Raw genomic sequence first — 18,502 nt, 5'->3', positions numbered from 1 at the left:
GGGGTGTTGCGGGCCTTTCGGGCTCGTACGGAAGGGTGGGGGCGTGCGGGCGGCGGACCGCGCGGGTCAGGTGCGCACTTCCAGGAGCGGCACCAGCTGCTCCACCGGCGTCATCGAACCGTGCATGCCGACCATCTCCGATTCACGGGGCTCCCGTTCGGTCGCGATGATCACCATATCGGCGTGCGCGGCCGCGACGACATCGCCGATCCGGGCTCGTACCCGGTCGTCGACGGACGGTCCGAACCACCCCGCGGCGATGGCCTCTTCGCGGCTCGCCACCCACATCTGCTCACCGACCACCTCGCGCCACACGGCGAGCACATCCGCGGCCGCGCCCGGGTGGGCGTACACATGGCGGGCCCGGCCCTCGCCCCCCAACAGGCGTACGCCGGCGCGCAGTTCCCAGTCCTCGTCGAAGTCGATCCGGGACTCGGGGTCGAAGGGGATGTCGATCATGCCGTGGTCGGCGGTGATGTACAGCGCGCTGCGCGGCGGCAGTTGCTCCGCCAGCCGCTGGGCGAGCCGGTCGACGTACATCACCTGGCCGCGCCAGGCGTCGGAGTCGACGCCGTAGCGGTGCCCCTTGCCGTCCACCTCGGAGTAGTACGTGTAGACCAGCGAACGGTCACCGGCGGCAAGCTGCTCGGCGGCGAGGTCCATCCGCTCCTCGCCGGAGAGCCGGCCGTGGAAGGTGCCGCCGCTCAGCGCGATCTGGGTGAGCGGGGTGTGCTGGAAGTCCGGCGCGGAGACCTGGCAGGTGTGGATCCCGGCGGCGTCCGCGCGCTGGAAGACCGTCGGGTACGGCTGCCAGATGTGTGGTTCGGTCCACGGGTACCAGCGCAGCTGGTTCATCAGGGCGCCGGTGGCCGGGTCCTCGCAGGTGTAGCCGGGCAGGCCGTGGCCGCCCGGCGGCAGGCCGGTGCCGACCGAGGCGAGCGAGGTGGCGGTGGTGGACGGGAAGCCCGCGGTGAGCGGGCGGCCGCTGCCGTTGAACGACGTGTCCAGGAGGGAGGTGAGGAACGGCGCCTCCTCCGGGTGGGCCCGCAGCAGTTCCCAGCCGAGGCCGTCGATCAGGAAGACGCAGGCCCGGTCCGCAGGCGTCAGCTCCATCGAGGTGGCGAGGCCGGTCATGCCGAGCCCCGTGGCGATGGTGGGCAGCAGGTCGGCGAGCGAGCCGGTGCCGTATCGCGGCACCGGGGCGCCGAGCGGGTCGAGCGGTTCGGGTTCCGGCCAGGCGGGGGCGATGTGGACCATCAGCGGGGGGCGGGGGTGGCCGCGGTGGCCTCGGAGAGCGCCTGGGCGAAGGTGAGCGTCTCGCGCACCGAGTCCGGTCCGTCACCGGCCTCGCTGACCCGCAGCGAGAGGTCATCGGCGGTGGAGGAGCCCGTGTAGCCGTGATCCGCCTCGCAGTTGGGATCGCCGCAGGCGGCGGGCTCCAGGTCGAGGCGGGCGACCGCGCCCCAGCCGATGGTGAGCACGACCTCGCGGGGCAGGCGGCCCGGGGTGTACGACTCGGGGTTGGCGACCACCCGGCTGAGCACCACGGAGGAGATCCGGCTCAGCTTGACGGATTCGGTGGAGGTGGTGGCGTACGGCGACGGGGAGGTGGCGTCGGCGGCCTGCTCGTCGGTGTGACTGACGATGAAGCGGGTGCCGGTCAGGACCAGGACCGTGACATGGCGGCGGACCTCGTTGGCGTCGAAGGTCGTCTCCTGGTGGACGAGGTACGACGTCACGGGCTCGCCGCCGACCGCGGCCTGCACCGCCTCGGCCACGAGCGTCGGGTAATAGCCGCTGCGCTCGATCGCCGCGCGCAGCCCCTGGGTCGTCGTACCGGTCTTAGCCATGGGGTCCATCTTACGGGGCGTACCGGGCCGCGAGAGCCTCAGTAGACGGGCAGCCGGCGGGGGCCGAGGTCAGTGGTGGCGGGGGCCCTGGCCAGGCGCACGGTCGCCCCCAGTACGGAGAGGCCGTGCGCGGCGACGACGACCGGTTCGAGGTCGACGCCGACGACCTCGGGGTGGTCGTCGACGAGCCGGGAGACGCGCAGCAGCACCTCGGCCAGGGCCGCGGTGTCCACGGGCTGGCTGCCGCGCCAGCCGAACAGCAGCGGGGCGGCGCGGATCGAGCGGATCTGTTCGGTGACCTCGCGGTCGGTGGCGGGGATGAGGCGGTGGGCGATATCGCCGAGCAGCTGGGAGGGCGCCCCGGCCAGGCCGAAGGAGAGCACGGCGCCGGCGGCCGGGTCGATGGCGGCACGGATGACCGTGTCGACGCCGCGCGGCACCATCGCCTGGACGACCGGGCGCAGCTCCTCCGGAGAGCCCAGGAAATCGGTCAATTCGGCGTAGGTACGACGGAGTTCGGACTCACCGGCGATATCGAGACGTACTCCGCCGAGGTCGGCGCGGTGACGCAGATGGGGTGCGGTGGTTTTCAGGGCCACCGGATAGCCGAGGCGGGCGGCGGCGCGGACGGCGGTGTCCGGGTCGGGGGCCGGCAGGACGGGCCGGGTGTGGATGCCGTAACGGGCGAGCAGGGCCTCGGCGTCCTTGGGCGGCACCGGGACGGAGCGGCCCGTGGGGGCGTCGGGGGTGAGCCGGTCGAGCAGGCGCTCGATGTCGGCGCCGGCCGCCGCCTCCTGAATGTCGTCGTATTCGGGCACCCGGCCCGGCTCGGCGGCCTCCCGGCGCCATGCGGCGTAGCGGACGGCCTCGGCGAGGGAGCGCACGGCGCGCTCGGCGGCGGGATAGGCGGGGATACGGAGCGGCGCCGGGCGGGGCCGGGGCGGGGTGGCGGCGTCGCGGGCCGCCTCCGGCCGGCGTGCGGCGAGGGTGGGCGGCGGGCCCGGGGGGAGTGGGGGGCGTGAGCGGTTCGCCGGGGGGTGCGGGGGGCGTGGGGGCTGCAGGGGCTCGGCGGGCCGGGCCGACGCGGGGTCCGGGCTCCCGGGGCGGGCCGGCTCGCCCCGGGCGGGCGCAGCGGACTCATGCGACGGCGACTGGGCGGGTGCCGGTGCCGGTGCCGGTGCCGGTGCCGGTGCCGCGAGTGTTTCAGCCAGATCGTCCATGGCGAGGTGGACGACCGTCACGGGCTTCTCCGGATGCTCCTCGGCCGCGGTCCGCAGCGCGGCGGCGAGTGCGACGCCTTCGCTGTCGGCCGGGGAGACGGCGGCCCCCTCCCCCACCCAGGGGATGGCCGTGACGACGACGGCATCGCAGCCGTCGCCGGACAGCGCCTCGGTGAGCGCGGCCCGGAAGTCGTCCGCGCTCGCCGCGGAGGGCAGCACACGGGGGCTCTGCGGGCGCAGGCCTTCGGTCAGGCAGGCGTCGTAGGCGAGCAGCGCCAGCGACTCGGAGTTGCCGAGGATGGCGATGCGTGGGCCGGCCGGCAGCGGCTGGGAGGCCAGCAGCAGACCGGCGTCGATCAGTTCGGTGACCGTGTCGACGCGGATCACGCCGGCCTGGCGCATCAGGGCGGCGACGGTGCTGTCGGGGACCCGGACCGTGGGCACGGCGTGACCGGGCGGAGCCGTGCCGTTGTGCCGGGCCCCCTTGGCGACCACGACCGGTTTGACGGCGGCGGTGCGGCGGGCGAGCCGGGCGAATTTGCGCGGGTTGCCGATGGATTCCAGGTAGAGGATCACGACATCGGTGTCCGGGTCGTCGTACCAATACTGGAGCAGGTCGTTGCCGGAGACATCGGCGCGGTTGCCGGCCGAGACGAAGGCGGAGATGCCGGCGATCCCGCCGTCACCGGGGCCGCGCGCATGCAGTCCGCTGAGCAGGGCGATACCGATGGCACCGGACTGGGTGAACAGGCCGATGTGGCCGGCGCCGGGCATCCGTGGGGCGAGGGAGGCGTTCAGCCGGACGTCGGGGGCGGTGTTGATCAGGCCGAAGGCATTGGGCCCGATGAGCCGCATGCCGTACGAGCGCGCCTGGCGGAGCAGGGCGCGCTGCCGCTCCCGGCCGTCCGGGCCCGCCTCGGCGTAACCGGAGGACAGGATCAGCACGCCCTGGACGCCGTGTTCGCCGCAGTCGCGGACCACGTCGGGGACGCTGTCCGCGGGGACGGCGATGACGGCGAGGTCCACCGGGTCGGGGATCTCCCGCAGGGAGCGGACGGCCGGCACCTCTTCGGGCCGCAGCCGCTGCGTGTCTTCGGGGAAGGCATGGTTGACGGCGTACACCCGGCCCGTGAAGCCGGATTCCAGGAGGCTGCGCAGCGCGGTATGCCCGACACCTCCGGGGGCGCGGCCGGCACCGATGACGGCGACCGAGCCCGGGGCGAGCAGCCGCTGTACGGAGCGGGCCTCGGCACGCTGCTCGCGGCCGCGCATCACGGCCATGGACTGCTCGGTCGGCTCCAGATCGAACTCCAGGCGGACCACACCGTCTTCGAAGGTGCGCTTGTGGGTGTAGCCGGCGTCCGTGAAGACCTTGATCATCTTGGAGTTCGCGGGAAGCACCTCGGCGGCGAACCGGCGGATGCCTCGCTCGCGGGCGACGGCCGCGATGTGCTCCAGGAGGGCGGAGGCGACACCGCGGCCCTGGTGGGCGTCCTGGACGAGGAAGGCGACCTCGGCCTGGTCGTCCTCGGGGCTCTTGGCCGGCAACCCCTGGTCGTTGATCCGGTCGTAGCGGACGGTGGCGATGAACTCGTCGCCGACGGTGGCGGCGAGTCCTACCCGGTCGATGTAGTCGTGGTGGGTGAAACGGTGCACATCGCGGTCGGACAGGCGCGGGTAGGGCGCGAAGAAGCGGTAGTACTTCGACTCGTCCGAGACCTGTTCGTAGAAGGAGACCAGCCGCTCGGCGTCGGCGGGGGTGATGGGGCGGATCCGCGCCGTGCCGCCGTCACGCAGCACCACGTCGGCTTCCCAGTGGGTCGGGTATGCGTGGTCCTGCGGCTGGTGCATGCGGACAGCGTACGACCGGCCACCGACAACCGGCTCGGCGCGCGTACGCTCGGGATGCGGGGCAGGCTGAGGATGCCGTACGGACGTACGCTCCGGCTCGGCCCGCGGGACCTCCCCCGGGAAGACCAAGGGCCGCAAAAAGGCCAGGACAAAGGGCTGCCCAGCACTCCCGGCAGCGTGAGAGACTGGTCTAGACAACAGTCACGACTTTGAAGGGCAACACCATGGCAGAGCGCCGCGTCAATGTCGGTTGGGCCGAGGGCCTGCACGCCCGCCCCGCGTCGATCTTCGTCCGTGCGGCCACCGCCTCCGGCGTCCCCATGACGATCGCCAAGGCCGATGGCAACCCCGTCAACGCGGCCTCCATGCTCGCGGTCCTGGGCCTGGGCGCCCAGGGCGGCGAGGAGATCGTGCTGGCCTCCGACGCCGAGGGCGCCGAGGAGGCACTCGACCGTCTGGCCAAGCTCGTCGCCGAGGGTCTCGAGGAGCTTCCCGAGACCGTCTGAGTCCTCCAGGACTTCTGCTGCTGCGGCCCCGCCGCGGCGACCGGTGACCGGTTGCCGCGGCGGGGCCGTTTCGCTGTGCCCGGGATATCGGAGACGACGCCTCGATATCGGGGACGCAAAAAGAAAGCGTGCGCTAATCAATTCCTCCGATGCGGACCTATGGCAGCACGCAGGGCAGCGCAGCACTTATTGCCGGCACAGCACGCATGACGACACGCATACATACTGAATGCCGACGGGGACGAAACCGTAATCTCGCCCCCTCCCGAATCCCCTTCCGCACTTCTTTGTATACGGCGCGATTGTTAAGGGCGGGCGCGGACTGTGTTGACGGGCGGTTTCGGATCCCTCACCTCTGCCCTGGCGGGGCGCCGGAGCCGGTACACCGGGAGTGCGCGTTCGACATGAGCCGCCATCAGGGCACGGGCCCGTTCCGCGTCTCCGCGGGCCACCGCGTCCAGCACCGCGCCGTGTTCGTCCCACGACTCCCCCGTACGGGCGGGCAGTTCCACGGCGTACATCCACTCGATCTTGCGCCGCAGCTGGGTCAGCAGCGCCGTCAGGCTGGGGCTGCCGGCCGCCTGGGCCAGCGTCTCGTGGAACCAGCCGTCCAGTTGGCGCAGATCAGCCGGGCTGCCGTGACGGGCCCGCTCACGGCCTAGCCGTACCAGGCCGCGGAGCACCTTGAGGTGAGCCGGGCTACGGCGGACGGCCGCGCGGGCGGCGCCCAGCGGCTCCAACAGGGCGCGGACGTCGAGGAGATCGGCGGCCTCCTGCTCGGTGGGCTCGGCGACGCAGGCGCCCGCGTGGTGGCGGGTGGTGACAAACCCTTCGGACTGCAGGGTCCGCAGCGCCTCACGGACCGGCACCCTGGAAACGCCGTACCGGGCCGCAAGGATCTCTTCGATCAGCCGGCTCCCCGGCGCCAGCGCACCGGAGACAATGTCATCGCGAATCGCCGTGCACACCGCATGAGCGGAAATATGGCCTCGCATCTTCCGTGCCTCCGCCGTCATCCCCTGGAAACGCCGCCGATCGGCGCCTTTTCCGTGACTCTATTCGACCGGAACGCCTTTCCGGCGGACTCCGGTTATTCAGGGAAATTTTTTGGCCGGAAGTTGGCGGGAGGGCGCCGCATATCCCCGGCCCCACTGCCGGGGCGCCGGATACGCCGAAGCCCCAGCCGTGGAGCCGGGGCTTCGGGCGGACGCTCGGAGGGGGCGCGGCCCTATGAGGAGCGCGGGCGGACGGGGCGGAAGGTCAGACGTTGACGCCGTGCGAGCGCAGGTACGCGACCGGGTCGATGTCCGAGCCGTAGTCGGCGCCGGTGCGGGCCTCGAAGTGCAGGTGCGGGCCGGTGGCGTTGCCGGTGGCGCCGGAGAGGCCGATCTGCTGGCCCGGGGTGACGTGCTGGCCGACCGAGACGCCGAGCGACGACAGGTGACCGTACTGGGTGTACGTACCGTCGCTCATCTTGATCACGATGTTGTTGCCGTACGAGCCGCCCCAGCCCGCCTCGACGACGGTGCCCGTGCCGACGGCGTGGACGGAGGTGCCGGAGGCGGCGTGGAAGTCGATGCCGGTGTGGCTGCCCGAGGACCACAGGCCGCTGGAGGCCTTGTACGAGGTGGACACGTAGGAGTCGGCAACGGGGGCGACGAAGGTGTTGAGGCGCTTGCGCTCCGCCTCACGGGCGGCGCGCTCCTTGGCCTTGCGGGCGGCCTCGACGCGCCGCTTGGCCTCCTCGGCCTGCTTCTTGGCCACGGCCTCGGCCTTCGCCTTCGCCGCCGCGGCCTCCGCCTCGGCCTGCTGCTCGTCGGCCTGGGCCGCGACGTGGTTGGCGAGCTCGTCACCGAGCACCACGGCATGCTGCAGACCGGTGTCGTGGGTGCGGGCCTCGTCCGTGGCCGCCAGCGCCGGCGAGGCCACGGAGGCGACCACGCCGCCGGCCGCGAGGGTGGCTATGCCGGCGATGTTGCGGGGCGTCCTAACGGGGCGGCTCGTACGGCGGTGCTTCCCGGTGGCACGGATGAACGCCATGTACTGGCTTGTCCTTTCCCTCCTTCTCGCCTACCGGGTTAGCTGACGGGTTCGGAGCAGGAAGGTCTCCTACGGGCTCCTCCGGAGGGGAGCCCGATTCACCCCAAGGGACTCTGGGTCCCCGGCTCCCCTGGCTCGCGCCGTACGGGGACTCGGCGATGACTGTCCGGTGCCACGGTTGTGGCGGAGTTGTGACGAACAGCCGGACCGACGCTAAACGGGGCAACTTTCAATCGGCAAACAGAACCGCTTTTTTGTGCGGGATGCCACAAGAACCGAGGCACCGGCCGCAACAAACCGGACATACGGCAACTCCCGTGGCGGACCGTCGCCACGGGAGTTGCTTTGTCGATATGTGACCTTCCGTCACATGGCGGGGACTAGCCGCCGACGACCGTCACCTCACCGATGCCCAGCGCCTTGATGGGCTCGGCGATCTGCGCCGCATCGCCCACCAGGACCGTCACCAGCCGGTCCACGGGGAAGGCGTTGACGGCCGCCGCGGTCGCCTCCACCGTGCCGGTCTCCGCGAGACGGACGTACAGCTGCGCCTGGTAGTCGTCCGGCAGGTGCTGCTCCACCTGGTCGGCGAGGGTGCCGGCAACGGCTGCCGCGGTCTCGTACTTCAGCGGCGCGACCCCGACGAGGTTCTGTACGGCGACATCCCGTTCGTCGTCCGTCAGCCCCTCTGCCGCGAGGGTGCGCAACACCTTCCACAGGTCCTCGAGCGCCGGGACGGTGGAGGCGGTGTCCACCGACCCGCTGATGGCGAGCAGCGAGGCACCCGTGGCCCCCTCGGGGGACGTGGGGGCGGTGGAGCGCAGCACCTGGCCGAAGGCGCGCACCCCGTAGGTGTAGCCCTTCTCCTCGCGCAGAACACGGTCCAGACGGGAGGTGAGGGTGCCGCCCAGGCAGTACGTGCCGAGGACCTGCGCGGGCCACACCCGGTCGTGCCGGTCGGCGCCGATACGCCCGATGAGCAGCTGCGTCTGGACGGCGCCGGGGCGGTCCACGATCACCACGCGGCCGGTGTCGTCGGCGACGATCGGCGAGGCCTTCAGCGGCTCGGCCGACGAGCCACGCCACGCGCCGAGCGTCTCGGCGAGCGCGGCGTCCAGGTCGACACCGGTGAAGTCACCGACGATGACGGCAGTGGCCGTCGCGGGCCGTACATGGGCGTCGTAGAAGGCGCGCACGGCCGCGGCATCGACGCGCCCGACGGTCTCCTCGGTGCCCTGGCGCGGCCGCGACATACGGGACGTGGCCGGGAACAGCTCCTTGGACAGGGCCATCGCCGCGCGCCGGGCCGGGTTGGCGAGCTCGTGCGGGATCTCGTCGAGACGGTTGCGCACCAGCCGCTCGACCTCGCTCTCCGGGAAGGCGGGAGCGCGCAGCGCGTCGGCGAGCAGGCCGAGCGCGCGCGGCAGCCGGGACGCCGGCACCTCGAGGGAGACCCGTACGCCGGGGTGGTCGGCGTGCGCGTCCAGGGTGGCGCCGCAGCGCTCCAGCTCGGCGGCGAACTCCTCCGCGTCGTGCTTGTCGGTGCCCTCGGACAGGGCACGCGCCATGATCGTGGCGACGCCGTCCAGGCCCTCGGGTTCGGCCTCCAGGGGAGCGACGAGGTTGATCTCGACGGCGACGACCTGCTGGCCGGGGCGGTGGCTGGTCAGGAGGGTGAGCCCGTTGGGCAGTTGGCTGCGGTCGGGGGCCGGGAAGGCCCACGGCCTGGGTGCGCCGCCCTGGGGCTGCGGGTGAAAGTCCATGCTGCTCACGGGGGAATCGGCGTGGGTGGTGGCGTCGCTCACTGGTCCGCCTCCCCTTCCTCGGTGTCGGCGGCGTCGGTCGGCTCGGTGGGCTCGTAGACGAGCACCGCGCGGTTGTCGGGGCGCAGCCGGGCCTTGGCGACCGCCTGCACCTCCTCGGGAGTGATGTCCAGGACGCGCTGCACGGCGGTCAGCGCCAGCTGCGGGTCGCCGAACAGCACGGCGAAGCGGCACAGTTCGTCGGCGCGGCCGCTGACCGTGGCCAGCCGGTCCAGCCATTCGCGCTCCAGCTGGGCCTGTGCCCGCTCCATCTCCTCCGGGGTCGGGCCCTCGGCGGCGAAGCGGGCCAGCTCCTCGTCGACCGCGCGCTCGATGCCGGGGACCTCCACGCCGCCGGACGTCTTCACGTCCAGCCAGCCCAGCGAGGGCGCGCCGGCCAGCCGCAGCAGGCCGAAGCCGGCCGCCACGGCGCTGCGGTCACGGCGCACCAGCCGGTTGTAGAGGCGGGAGGACTCACCGCCGCCCAGGACGGTCAGCGCGAGGTCGGCGGCGTCCGCCTCACGGGTGCCGTCGTGCGGCAGACGGTAGGCCGCCATCAGGGCACGGGCGGGCACGTCCTCCTCGACGACCTCGCGCAGCTCGCCGCCGATGACGTCGGGCAGCGTGCCGTCCCGCGGCGCCTGCTTGCCGTCGTGCGCGGGGATCGAGCCGAAGTACTTCTCGACCCAGGCCAGGGTCTGCTCGGGGTCGATGTCGCCCACGATCGACAGGACGACGTTGTTGGGCGCGTAGTACGTCCGGAAGAACGCCCGCGCGTCCTCCAGGGAGGCCGCGTCCAGATCGGCCATCGACCCGATGGGTGTGTGGTGGTACGGGTGGCCCTCGGGGTACACCATGGCCGTCAGCTTCTCGAAGGCCGTGCCGTAGGGGACGTTGTCGTAGCGCTGGCGGCGCTCGTTCTTGACGACGTCGCGCTGGTTCTCCATGGACTCGTCGTCGAGCGCGGTCAGCAGCGAGCCCATGCGGTCGGCCTCCAGCCAGAGCGCGAGCTCCAGCTCGTGGGCGGGCATGGTCTCGAAGTAGTTGGTGCGCTCGAAGCTCGTGGTGCCGTTGAGCGAACCGCCGGCGCCCTGCACCAGCTCGAAGTGGCCGTTGCCCTTCACCTGCGCGGAGCCCTGGAACATCAGGTGCTCGAAGAGGTGGGCCAGGCCCGTACGGCCCTTGACCTCGTGGCGGGAGCCGACGTCGTACCACAGGCAGACCGCTGCGACCGGGGTCAGGTGGTCTTCGGAGAGCACCACGCGCAGGCCATTGGCCAGCCGGTGCTCGGTCGCTGTCAGGCCGCCGGAGCCGGCTTGTTCTGTGGCCGTGTGACCCATGGGCATGTACGTCCCTTCGATCCGCTTGCGAGGAAGTTCTGTCACTGTATGCAAGCGCGTCGGCATCTGGCGAAGTCACCGGGCGGCCGGCCCGGGACCTGCGCCGTGCGCGAGCCCGCAGGAGCTGAAGGGGGAGTCGCGGTCGGCGTTGTCAGTGGGGCGGTCCACAATGGTCCGCGTCAGACTCAGACATACTCGCGGGTCGATCCCTCAGCTGGTTGACCCGACTGGTTGACCGTTGTTCCGATGCCGCCTCCCCGGTATCGGCACTAGACGCAGCTAAAGGAGCCGCAGCCGCGATGGCCCGCCGCAGCACGAAGACCCCGCCGCCGGACGACTTCGAGGAGAGGATCCTCGACATCGACGTCGTCGACGAGATGCAGGGTTCCTTCCTCGAGTACGCGTATTCGGTCATCTACTCGCGCGCCCTGCCGGACGCCCGCGACGGCCTCAAGCCCGTGCACCGCCGCATTTTGTACCAGATGAACGAGATGGGGCTCCGGCCCGACCGCGGGTACGTCAAGTGCGCCCGCGTCGTCGGCGAGGTGATGGGTAAGCTCCATCCGCACGGCGACGCGTCGATCTACGACGCCCTGGTGCGCATGGCGCAGCCGTTCTCGATGCGGCTGCCGCTCGTCGACGGCCACGGCAACTTCGGTTCGCTGGGCAATGACGACCCGCCCGCCGCGATGCGGTACACCGAGTGCCGGATGGCGTCCGCGACGTCCCTGATGACGGAGTCCATCGAAGAGGACACCGTCGACTTCGCGCCGAACTACGACGGCCAGGAGCAAGAACCGGCCGCCCTCCCCGCCGCGTATCCGAACCTCCTGGTCAACGGCGCGTCCGGCATCGCCGTCGGGATGGCGACGAACATGCCGCCGCACAACCTGGGCGAGGTCATCGCCGCGGCCCGCCATCTGATCAAGCATCCGAACGCCGACCTCGACACCCTGATGCGCTTCGTGCCGGGTCCGGACCTGCCGACGGGCGGCCGGATCGTGGGCCTCGGCGGCGTACGGGACGCGTACGAGAAGGGCCGCGGCACGTTCAAGATCCGCGCGACGGTCTCGGTGGAGAACGTCACCGCCCGCCGCAAGGGCCTGGTCGTCACCGAACTCCCCTTCACGGTCGGCCCCGAGAAGGTCATCTCCAAGATCAAGGACCTGGTCGGTTCGAAGAAGCTCCAGGGCATCGCGGACGTCAAGGACCTCACCGACCGCGAGCACGGCCTGCGGCTGGTGATCGAGGTCAAGAACGGCTTCAACCCCGAGGCCGTATTGGAGCAGCTGTACAAGCTCACGCCGATGGAGGAGTCCTTCGGCATCAACAACGTCGCGCTGGTGGACGGGCAGCCGCTGACGCTGGGCCTCAAGGAGCTGCTGGAGGTCTACGTCGACCACCGCTTCAACGTGGTGCGGCGGCGCAGCGAGTTCCGGCGGACCAAGCGGCGCGACCGTCTCCACCTGGTCGAGGGCCTGCTGACGGCCCTGGTGGACATCGACGAGGTGATCCGGCTCATCCGCTCCAGCGAGAACAGCGCGCAGGCCAAGGAGCGGCTGATCGAGCGGTTCTCGCTGAGCGACATCCAGACGCAGTACATCCTCGACACCCCGCTGCGCCGGCTGACCAAGTTCGACCGTATCGAGCTGGAGTCGGAGCGTGACCGGCTGCAGGACGAGATCGAGAAGCTGACGCGGATCCTGGAGTCGGACGCCGAGCTGCGCAAGCTGGTGTCCGGCGAGCTGGCCGCGGTCGCGAAGAAGTACGGCACGGACCGTCGGACGGTCCTGCTGGAGTCGGCGGGCACCTCGGTCGGGGCGGTGCCGCTGGAGGTCTCCGACGACCCGTGCCGGGTACTGCTGTCCTCGACGGGGCTGCTGGCGCGGACGGTCGCCGGGGACGTGGCCTTCGACGCCGACGCCAAGCGCGTCAAGCACGACGTGATCGTCTCGGCGGTGCCGGCGACGACCCGCGGCGAGGTGGGCGCGGTGACATCCCTGGGCCGGCTGCTGCGGATCTCGGTGATCGATCTGCCGCAGCTGCCGGAGACCGCGGCGGCGCCCAGCCTCTCGGGGGGCGCGCAGCTCTCGGAGTTCCTGACGCTGGAGGACGGCGAGGAGCTGATCTGTCTCACGACGCTCGACGAGTCGTCGCCGGGTCTGGCGCTCGGCACGGAGCAGGGCGTCGTCAAGCGGGTGGTGCCCGACTACCCCGGCCACAAGGAGGAGTTGGAGGTCATCACCCTGAGGGACGGGGACCGCATCGTGGGCGCGGCCGAGCTGCGCACCGGTGAGGAGGATCTGGTCTTCGTCACCAGCGAGGCGCAGTTGCTGCGCTATCCGGCGTCGCAGGTGCGGCCGCAGGGCCGGCCCGCGGGGGGCATGGCGGGCGTCAAGCTGGGGGAGGGCGCGAAGGTGATCGCGTTCGCCGCGGTCGATCCGGCCGCCGAGGCCATGGTGTTCACGGTCGCCGGCTCGCACGGCACGCTGGACGACTCGGTGGCGACGGCCAAGCTCACCCCGTTCGACCAGTATCCGCGCAAGGGCCGGGCGACCGGCGGGGTGCGGTGCCAGCGGTTCCTGAAGGGCGAGGATCTTCTCGTCCAGGCGTGGGTGGGGCCGGCTCCGGTGCGGGGCGCGGACGCCAAGGGCGCCCCGGTCGAGATGCCGGAGGTGGATCCGCGGCGGGACGGCTCGGGTGTGCCGCTGATGAAGCCGGTGACGGCGCTGGCGGGGCCGGTGTAAGCAGGCGTGTGACGGATGCGGCTGACGCCGTCGGGCCGGTGGAGGACCGGCCGGGCGGCGTCAGCCGTCTTGGGAGTCCTCGCGCGCGGCCACGTACCGCAGCACGCCCCACATGCTGTTCTGGTCGGCGCCCGACGGTGCGCTCTCGCGGCAGGTGTCCAGTTCCTTGCGCAGGGCCGGCGCGTCGATGCCGCTGCCGATCATGACGAGCTGGGTGCACCGCTCCTCGCCCTTCGGCCAGGGGGCGGGATAGAAGCGCAGGAAGTCACCGACGGCGTGCACCGTGAACTTCTGCCGGTTCTCCGGTACGTCGAAGTGGACGAAGCCCTTGATGCGGTAGAGGCCGGCGGGGCGGCTGTCGAGGAAGTCCATGAGGCGGCGCGGGTTCATCGGCTCGGTGGAGGTGAACTCCACGCTCTGGTAGGCGGCATGGAGGTGACCTGCGTGGTGGGTGTGGCCTGGGTGGTCGCACCCACCGTCCGGGCCGTGCGCGGAGTCCTCGTTCGCCGCGGTCTCGCGCAGCAGGTCCTCGAAGGACAGCTGGCGCACGGCCGCATCGTGGTCCTCACCCAGCCCACGGTCGAAGAACAGCTCAGGATCGATCTGCCCGTAGGCCGTGCAGATCACGGGCCGGCCGGGAGCAAGGCCCGCGAGCGTGTCCATGAGGTGCTGCCGTGCCGCATCTTTGATGCGATCGGCTTTGTTGAGCACCACGAGGTCGGCGATGCCCACATGCCGGTCCAGTTCCGGATGCCGGGTCCTGGTGTCCTCGAACTCCGCGGCGTCGACGACCTCGATCAGCCCGCCGTAGACGATCCGGTCGTTGTCACTGGCGAGGATCATCCGGATGAGTTCCTGCGGCTCGGCCAGCCCGCTGGCCTCGATGACGATCACATCGATCCGGGCGGCGGGCCGCGCGAGCCGCTCCAGGTAGGTGTCGAGTTCACTGGTGTCGACCGCACAGCACAGACAGCCGTTGCCGAGCGAGACCATCGAGTCCACCTGCCCGGCGACGGTCATGGCGTCGATCTCGATGCTGCCGAAGTCATTGACGATCGCACCGATACGGGTGCCGTCGCCGTTGCCGAGGAGGTGGTTGAGCAACGTGGTCTTGCCTGACCCGAGGAAGCCCGCGAGCACGACGACCGGGATCTGTTGCGTGGGCAAGGGGGCGCCTCCATGGTGCGGGTGGCGGGCCGCGCGGACCGGCGGCGGACGAGCTGCCGATCGTAACGGAATGCCCGCGCCACGAGCCCGGCCTGCCCCCGCACCGCCCATGGCGCTCCCCCGCTAGCAGGGTGCGACGACGGGCAGCGGGTGCGGCGGAGGCGGGCCGACATACCGGGCCGCGGGACGAATGATCTTCGAGTCCTCGGCCTGCTCCAGGATGTTGGCGCTCCATCCCACCACGCGAGCCGCGCAGAAGGTGGGCGTGAACATCTCACGCGGCAGCCCGCACAGCTCCATGACGACCCCCGCGTAGAGCTCCACATTCGTGTGCAGCTCACGTCCGGGCTTGAGCTCGGCCAGCAGCTCTTCGACCCTCGCCTCCACCTGGACGGCGAAATCCACCAGCGGCCCACCGATCTGCTCCGCGATACCTCGCAGCATCCTGGAGCGCGGGTCCTCGGTGCGGTACACGGAGTGGCCGAACCCCATGATCCGGTCCCCGCTCAGGACGCGGTCGCGGATCCAGGGGTCGATACGGTCGGGTGTGCCGATGGCGTCGAGCATGTCCAGGGCTCGGCTGGGCGCACCGCCGTGCAGCGGCCCGGAGAGGGCACCGACGGCACCGACCAGGCAGGCCGCGAGATCGGCGCCGGTGGAGGCGATGACGCGTCCGGTGAAGGTCGACGCGTTGAAGCCGTGGTCGATGGTGGAGATCAGATACGCCTCGATCGCCCGGACCCGGTCGGGCTCCGGCTCGTCGCCGGTGAGCATGTAGAGGTAGTTGGCGGCGTAGGTCAGATCCGAGCGGGGCTCGACGGGCTGCAGCCCCCGGCCGAGCCGGTGGAGCGCGGTGACCAGCGTCGGTACGGCGGCGCACGCGGCGAGTGCGTCGGCACGTCGGTGGTCGGTATCGATGTCGTACAGCGGCCGGAAGCCGGCCGTCGCGCCGAGCAGGGACAGCGCGGTGCGCAGCCCTGCGCGGGGGCCTGAGAGCACACCGGCACGAGCCAGGGCGGGCAGCGCATCACGCACGGCCGCGGGCAGGGGGCGCAAGGCGGCGGTCTCGGCGCTGAAGGCCGCGAGCTGCGCAGCATCGGGCAGTTCCCCGTGGAACATCAGGTACCAGACCTCATCGAAGGTGCGGGCCGTCGCCAGCTCGACGGCGGAGTACTGGCGGTAGTGGTAAAAGCCCTCGATGCCCCGGACGTCGCCCACTTGGGTCTCGGTGACGATGACGCCCGCAAGCCCACGGGGCGCGTCGATCGGTGTGTTCGCCTCGGCGCTCGGCATTGCTGATCTCCTTGCTCTTCCTCAGCTAAATATTGATCCGACTGTCTATGCTTGACTCAACCATTGTCAATATTGATTGAATCAATGTGGATGAGTCTGGATACGGTGAGCCCATGGCGGATCGAGACACGGCACAGGACACGGGCGAGCAGCGACTGAGCACCCGAGAGGCAGCCGACCGGCTGGGCGTGAAACTGGAGACGGTGTACGCCTACGTCAGCCGCGGCCAGCTGACCAGCCGTCGCGAGCCGGGCGCCCGCGGCAGCACCTTCGACGCGAAGGAAGTCGACGCGCTCGCCCGGCGTGCGGGCCGCCGTGAAGCTTCCGCCTCCGGCAGCGAGTTTGCGGTCAGAACGGGCATCACACTGATCGACCGCGACCACTGCTACTTCCGCGGCGTCGACTCATCGGAACTCGCCACCCACTACTGCTACGAGGAAGCAGCCGAGTGGCTGTGGACCGGCGAACTGCGCCCCGGCATCCGTTTCACGGCGCCCCCGGACGCACTGTCGGCCGCCCACCACGCCGTACAGGCGCTGCCGGCCGACAGCGGCCCGATGGACCGGCTACGGGTCGCCGCGATCGCCGCTGCGGCCGCCGACCCGCTCCGCTTCGACCTCTCCGAGGACACCGTCGTCGGCACCGCCCGCAACCTCATCCCGACGCTTGTCGACGCGCTGCCGTCGCACAACCCCAAGCAGAGCGCTACCGGCCCCCTCGCCACGCGCCTCTGGTCACGATTGACCGCGGAACCCGCCGACGCCGCGGCCCTTCGCGCCCTGGACGCCGCGCTGCTTCTGCTCATCGACCACGACCTCGCCGCCTCGACGTTGGCGGTACGCGTCGCCGCCTCCGCCCGCGCCCATCCGTACGCGATCGTCTCGGCGGGCTTCGGAGCACTGGACGGCGTGCTGCACGGCGCGGCAAGCGGACTCGCCCACCGGATGCTGGTGGAGGTACGGGACCGGGGCAGTGCGGCTGCCGTGGTCGCCGACCACCTGCGGGCCGGCCGCCGGGTCCCGGGTCTCGGTCATCCCCTCTACCCGGGCGAGGACCCGCGGGCCCGCACCCTGTTCCGCTTCCTGGAGGACGTACCGCGCGCCCGCCGCGCCCTCCAGGCCGCCCGGCAGGTGGTCACCACCACGGCCCGGCACACGGAGCTGCATGCCAATGTCGATCTCGCGCTGGCCGTACTGACCGTCTCGACAGGCATGCCGGTGGAGGCAGGCGAGACCATCTTCGCCATCGCCCGCACCGCCGGCTGGATCGCCCACGCCCTGGAGGAATACGCCGAACCGCCCCTCCGCATGCGCCCGAGCGGTCACTACCACGGCCCCCGCCCGCCCCAGCCACTGCCGTGACGGGAGACTGCCGCTGGGCGGGCCGCCCTGGTCGGTGCCGGGACACCAGCAGCACGGGCGCCGATACCGATGCCGGGACCTTGGCATCGCCAGACCTCACACGTAGCGGCAGCTGCCATCACTGCGGGACATCCGGTTGCCCATCGTCCCGTTGCACCACCACCCGGAACCCGACGCGGGACAGATGAGGTTAGGCTCACCTATGTGAGTACCTGCGCCACCGCTTCTCGTGAATCGGCCGAATCTCTCGCCGGGACCGCGGCCCCTGCCCGGACCTGGCTGCTCATCGAGCAGCCGGGGCCCTGGGGCACCCATGCACTGACGGACAGCCACCTCGACCCTGACGTCGGCCGGGCCTTGGAGGCCGCGGCAGAGGGAACGGGCGTACGCGTCGCCCTGATCCGCAGGCCGGGGCGCCACGCCGACCGCCACGGCACCTCCCGGCGACGGCTGTTCCTCGCGCACACCGCGCCGGGACGGTCCTGGATCCGCACGACCACCGTCACCGACCCGCGGGCGGTCCTCGGGCTGGACTTCGCGGCCCTGGGAGCGGGAGAGCACCTTGGCCTCTGGGAGCCGTACATCGGTGAGCCGCTGGTCCTGGTGTGCACCAACGGCAAGCGGGACCGTTGCTGTGCCCTGCTCGGCCGCCCGCTGGCCGCCGAGCTCGCTGCCGACGGAAGCGAGGCCTGGGAGGTCACCCACATCGGAGGCCACCGCTTCTCCCCCACCCTTTTCGTCCTCCCGTACGGCTACGCCTACGGACGGGCCTCGGCCCCCCTGGTCAAGGAGGCCGTGGAAACGGCGCGCGACGGACGGATCACGATCGACCACGCCCGTGGCCGCTCCGCCTGGGACCGGCCGGGCCAGGCCGCCGACCTTGCGGTCCGCGAGCTGATCGGGGAGGACCTGGCGGACGCACTCGACGTCGTACGGACCGACGCGGTGTGGCCCGAACCGAGGTCGGCCGGCAGCCTGACGCCCGGCAGTGCGACCTTTGCCGGAGCCTCCGCCGCCTGGGCGGTTACCGTGGCGCACTCCGACGGCCGCGTCTGGCGGGTCGTCGTCGAACAGCGGGCCGATGGTGCTGCGGCGCCCGCCAGCTGTGGTGCGCCGCTCGGTCCACCGGCGCGTATGGCGGTTATCTCGATCAGTGCGGCGAGCGGCATGCCGCAAAGGACGGTCCAGGCCGTCGGCAGGTGACTTGGCGGACTCGCCGAGACGCTTACCGGGTACTTCACCACCCCGTCCTCCCGTACCCCACGTTTCCATCCCAGGAGGCAGACACGGATCATCACACGGACCGATCCGCTGCTTGCCCGCAA

At 71.4% G+C, this 18,502-nt stretch carries 13 protein-coding genes and 1 riboswitch; of the genes, 4 read left to right on the top strand and 9 right to left on the bottom strand.

The genetic code is table 11. The features are described 5' to 3' along the window. Window positions 1-66 precede the first annotated feature (66 nt). From ABZ851_RS29710 to ABZ851_RS29700, 3 genes are read right to left on the bottom strand one after another with little or no spacing between them, the layout of a single operon-like run. Entirely contained in the window at window positions 67-1,257 is a 1,191-nt protein-coding gene (locus tag ABZ851_RS29710) for a nucleotide pyrophosphatase/phosphodiesterase family protein (RefSeq protein ID WP_361133846.1), read from the bottom strand. Then, complete coding sequence (locus ABZ851_RS29705) at window positions 1,257-1,850, bottom strand: DUF5998 family protein (RefSeq protein ID WP_088802386.1); 594 nt, start codon at window positions 1,848-1,850, stop codon at window positions 1,257-1,259. Before ABZ851_RS29705 ends, ABZ851_RS29710 begins: the two co-directional genes overlap by 1 nt. A 38-nt stretch (window positions 1,851-1,888) precedes the next feature. Next, window positions 1,889-4,921 carry a GNAT family N-acetyltransferase gene (locus ABZ851_RS29700; protein WP_361133842.1) on the bottom strand — a complete coding sequence of 1,011 codons (3,033 nt, stop codon included), beginning with the start codon at window positions 4,919-4,921 and terminating at the stop codon, window positions 1,889-1,891. Window positions 4,922-5,145: 224 nt separating this feature from the next. On the opposite strand from ABZ851_RS29700, the gene ABZ851_RS29695 reads away from it, so the two are divergent. Further along, window positions 5,146-5,427 carry an HPr family phosphocarrier protein gene (locus tag ABZ851_RS29695; RefSeq protein WP_030990508.1) on the top strand — a complete coding sequence of 94 codons (282 nt, stop codon included), beginning with the start codon at window positions 5,146-5,148 and terminating at the stop codon, window positions 5,425-5,427. Window positions 5,428-5,732: 305 nt separating this feature from the next. On the opposite strand, the gene ABZ851_RS29690 is transcribed toward ABZ851_RS29695, so the two are convergent. The 4 genes from ABZ851_RS29690 to ABZ851_RS29675 form a co-directional block, all read right to left on the bottom strand. Further along, a complete protein-coding gene (locus ABZ851_RS29690; protein ID WP_361133839.1) occupies window positions 5,733-6,422 on the bottom strand; it encodes a GntR family transcriptional regulator in 690 nt (229 codons plus the stop codon). A gap of 265 nt (window positions 6,423-6,687) precedes the next feature. After that, complete coding sequence (locus ABZ851_RS29685; protein WP_361133837.1) at window positions 6,688-7,467, bottom strand: M23 family metallopeptidase; 780 nt, start codon at window positions 7,465-7,467, stop codon at window positions 6,688-6,690. A 12-nt stretch (window positions 7,468-7,479) separates the two neighbouring features. Next, window positions 7,480-7,635, bottom strand: a riboswitch (cyclic di-AMP (ydaO/yuaA leader). A 212-nt stretch (window positions 7,636-7,847) separates the two neighbouring features. Continuing rightward, window positions 7,848-9,230, bottom strand: coding sequence for a pitrilysin family protein (locus ABZ851_RS29680; RefSeq protein ID WP_336053934.1), 1,383 nt, complete (start codon window positions 9,228-9,230; stop codon window positions 7,848-7,850). Between the two features lie 38 nt (window positions 9,231-9,268). Next, window positions 9,269-10,609 carry a pitrilysin family protein gene (locus tag ABZ851_RS29675; RefSeq protein WP_336053933.1) on the bottom strand — a complete coding sequence of 447 codons (1,341 nt, stop codon included), beginning with the start codon at window positions 10,607-10,609 and terminating at the stop codon, window positions 9,269-9,271. Between the two features lie 299 nt (window positions 10,610-10,908). Between ABZ851_RS29675 and ABZ851_RS29670 the strand changes: the two genes are divergently transcribed. Next, a complete protein-coding gene (locus tag ABZ851_RS29670) occupies window positions 10,909-13,356 on the top strand; it encodes a DNA topoisomerase IV subunit A (RefSeq protein ID WP_361133834.1) in 2,448 nt (815 codons plus the stop codon). A 60-nt stretch (window positions 13,357-13,416) separates the two neighbouring features. Here the strand turns inward: ABZ851_RS29670 and ABZ851_RS29665 are convergent, their stop codons facing one another. Next, window positions 13,417-14,523, bottom strand: coding sequence for a GTP-binding protein (locus ABZ851_RS29665; protein ID WP_361133831.1), 1,107 nt, complete (start codon window positions 14,521-14,523; stop codon window positions 13,417-13,419). A 123-nt stretch (window positions 14,524-14,646) separates the two neighbouring features. After that, window positions 14,647-15,816, bottom strand: coding sequence for a citrate synthase/methylcitrate synthase (locus ABZ851_RS29660; RefSeq protein WP_361133829.1), 1,170 nt, complete (start codon window positions 15,814-15,816; stop codon window positions 14,647-14,649). A gap of 113 nt (window positions 15,817-15,929) precedes the next feature. Here ABZ851_RS29660 and ABZ851_RS29655 point away from each other — a divergent pair, with 113 nt between their 5' ends. Both ABZ851_RS29655 and ABZ851_RS29650 read left to right on the top strand, forming a co-directional pair. After that, window positions 15,930-17,177, top strand: coding sequence for a citrate synthase (locus ABZ851_RS29655; RefSeq protein WP_361133826.1), 1,248 nt, complete (start codon window positions 15,930-15,932; stop codon window positions 17,175-17,177). 204 nt (window positions 17,178-17,381) lie between these two features. Further along, entirely contained in the window at window positions 17,382-18,380 is a 999-nt protein-coding gene (locus ABZ851_RS29650) for a sucrase ferredoxin (protein WP_361133819.1), read from the top strand. The last annotated feature ends 122 nt before the right edge of the window (window positions 18,381-18,502 follow it).

The sequence above is a fragment of the Streptomyces sp. NPDC047049 genome (genome assembly GCF_040643995.1).
In the GTDB taxonomy this organism is placed as follows: domain Bacteria; phylum Actinomycetota; class Actinomycetes; order Streptomycetales; family Streptomycetaceae; genus Streptomyces; species Streptomyces mooreae.
Note: the sequence above shows the minus strand (reverse complement) of the source record. Positions and strands in the feature narration are given on the sequence as shown.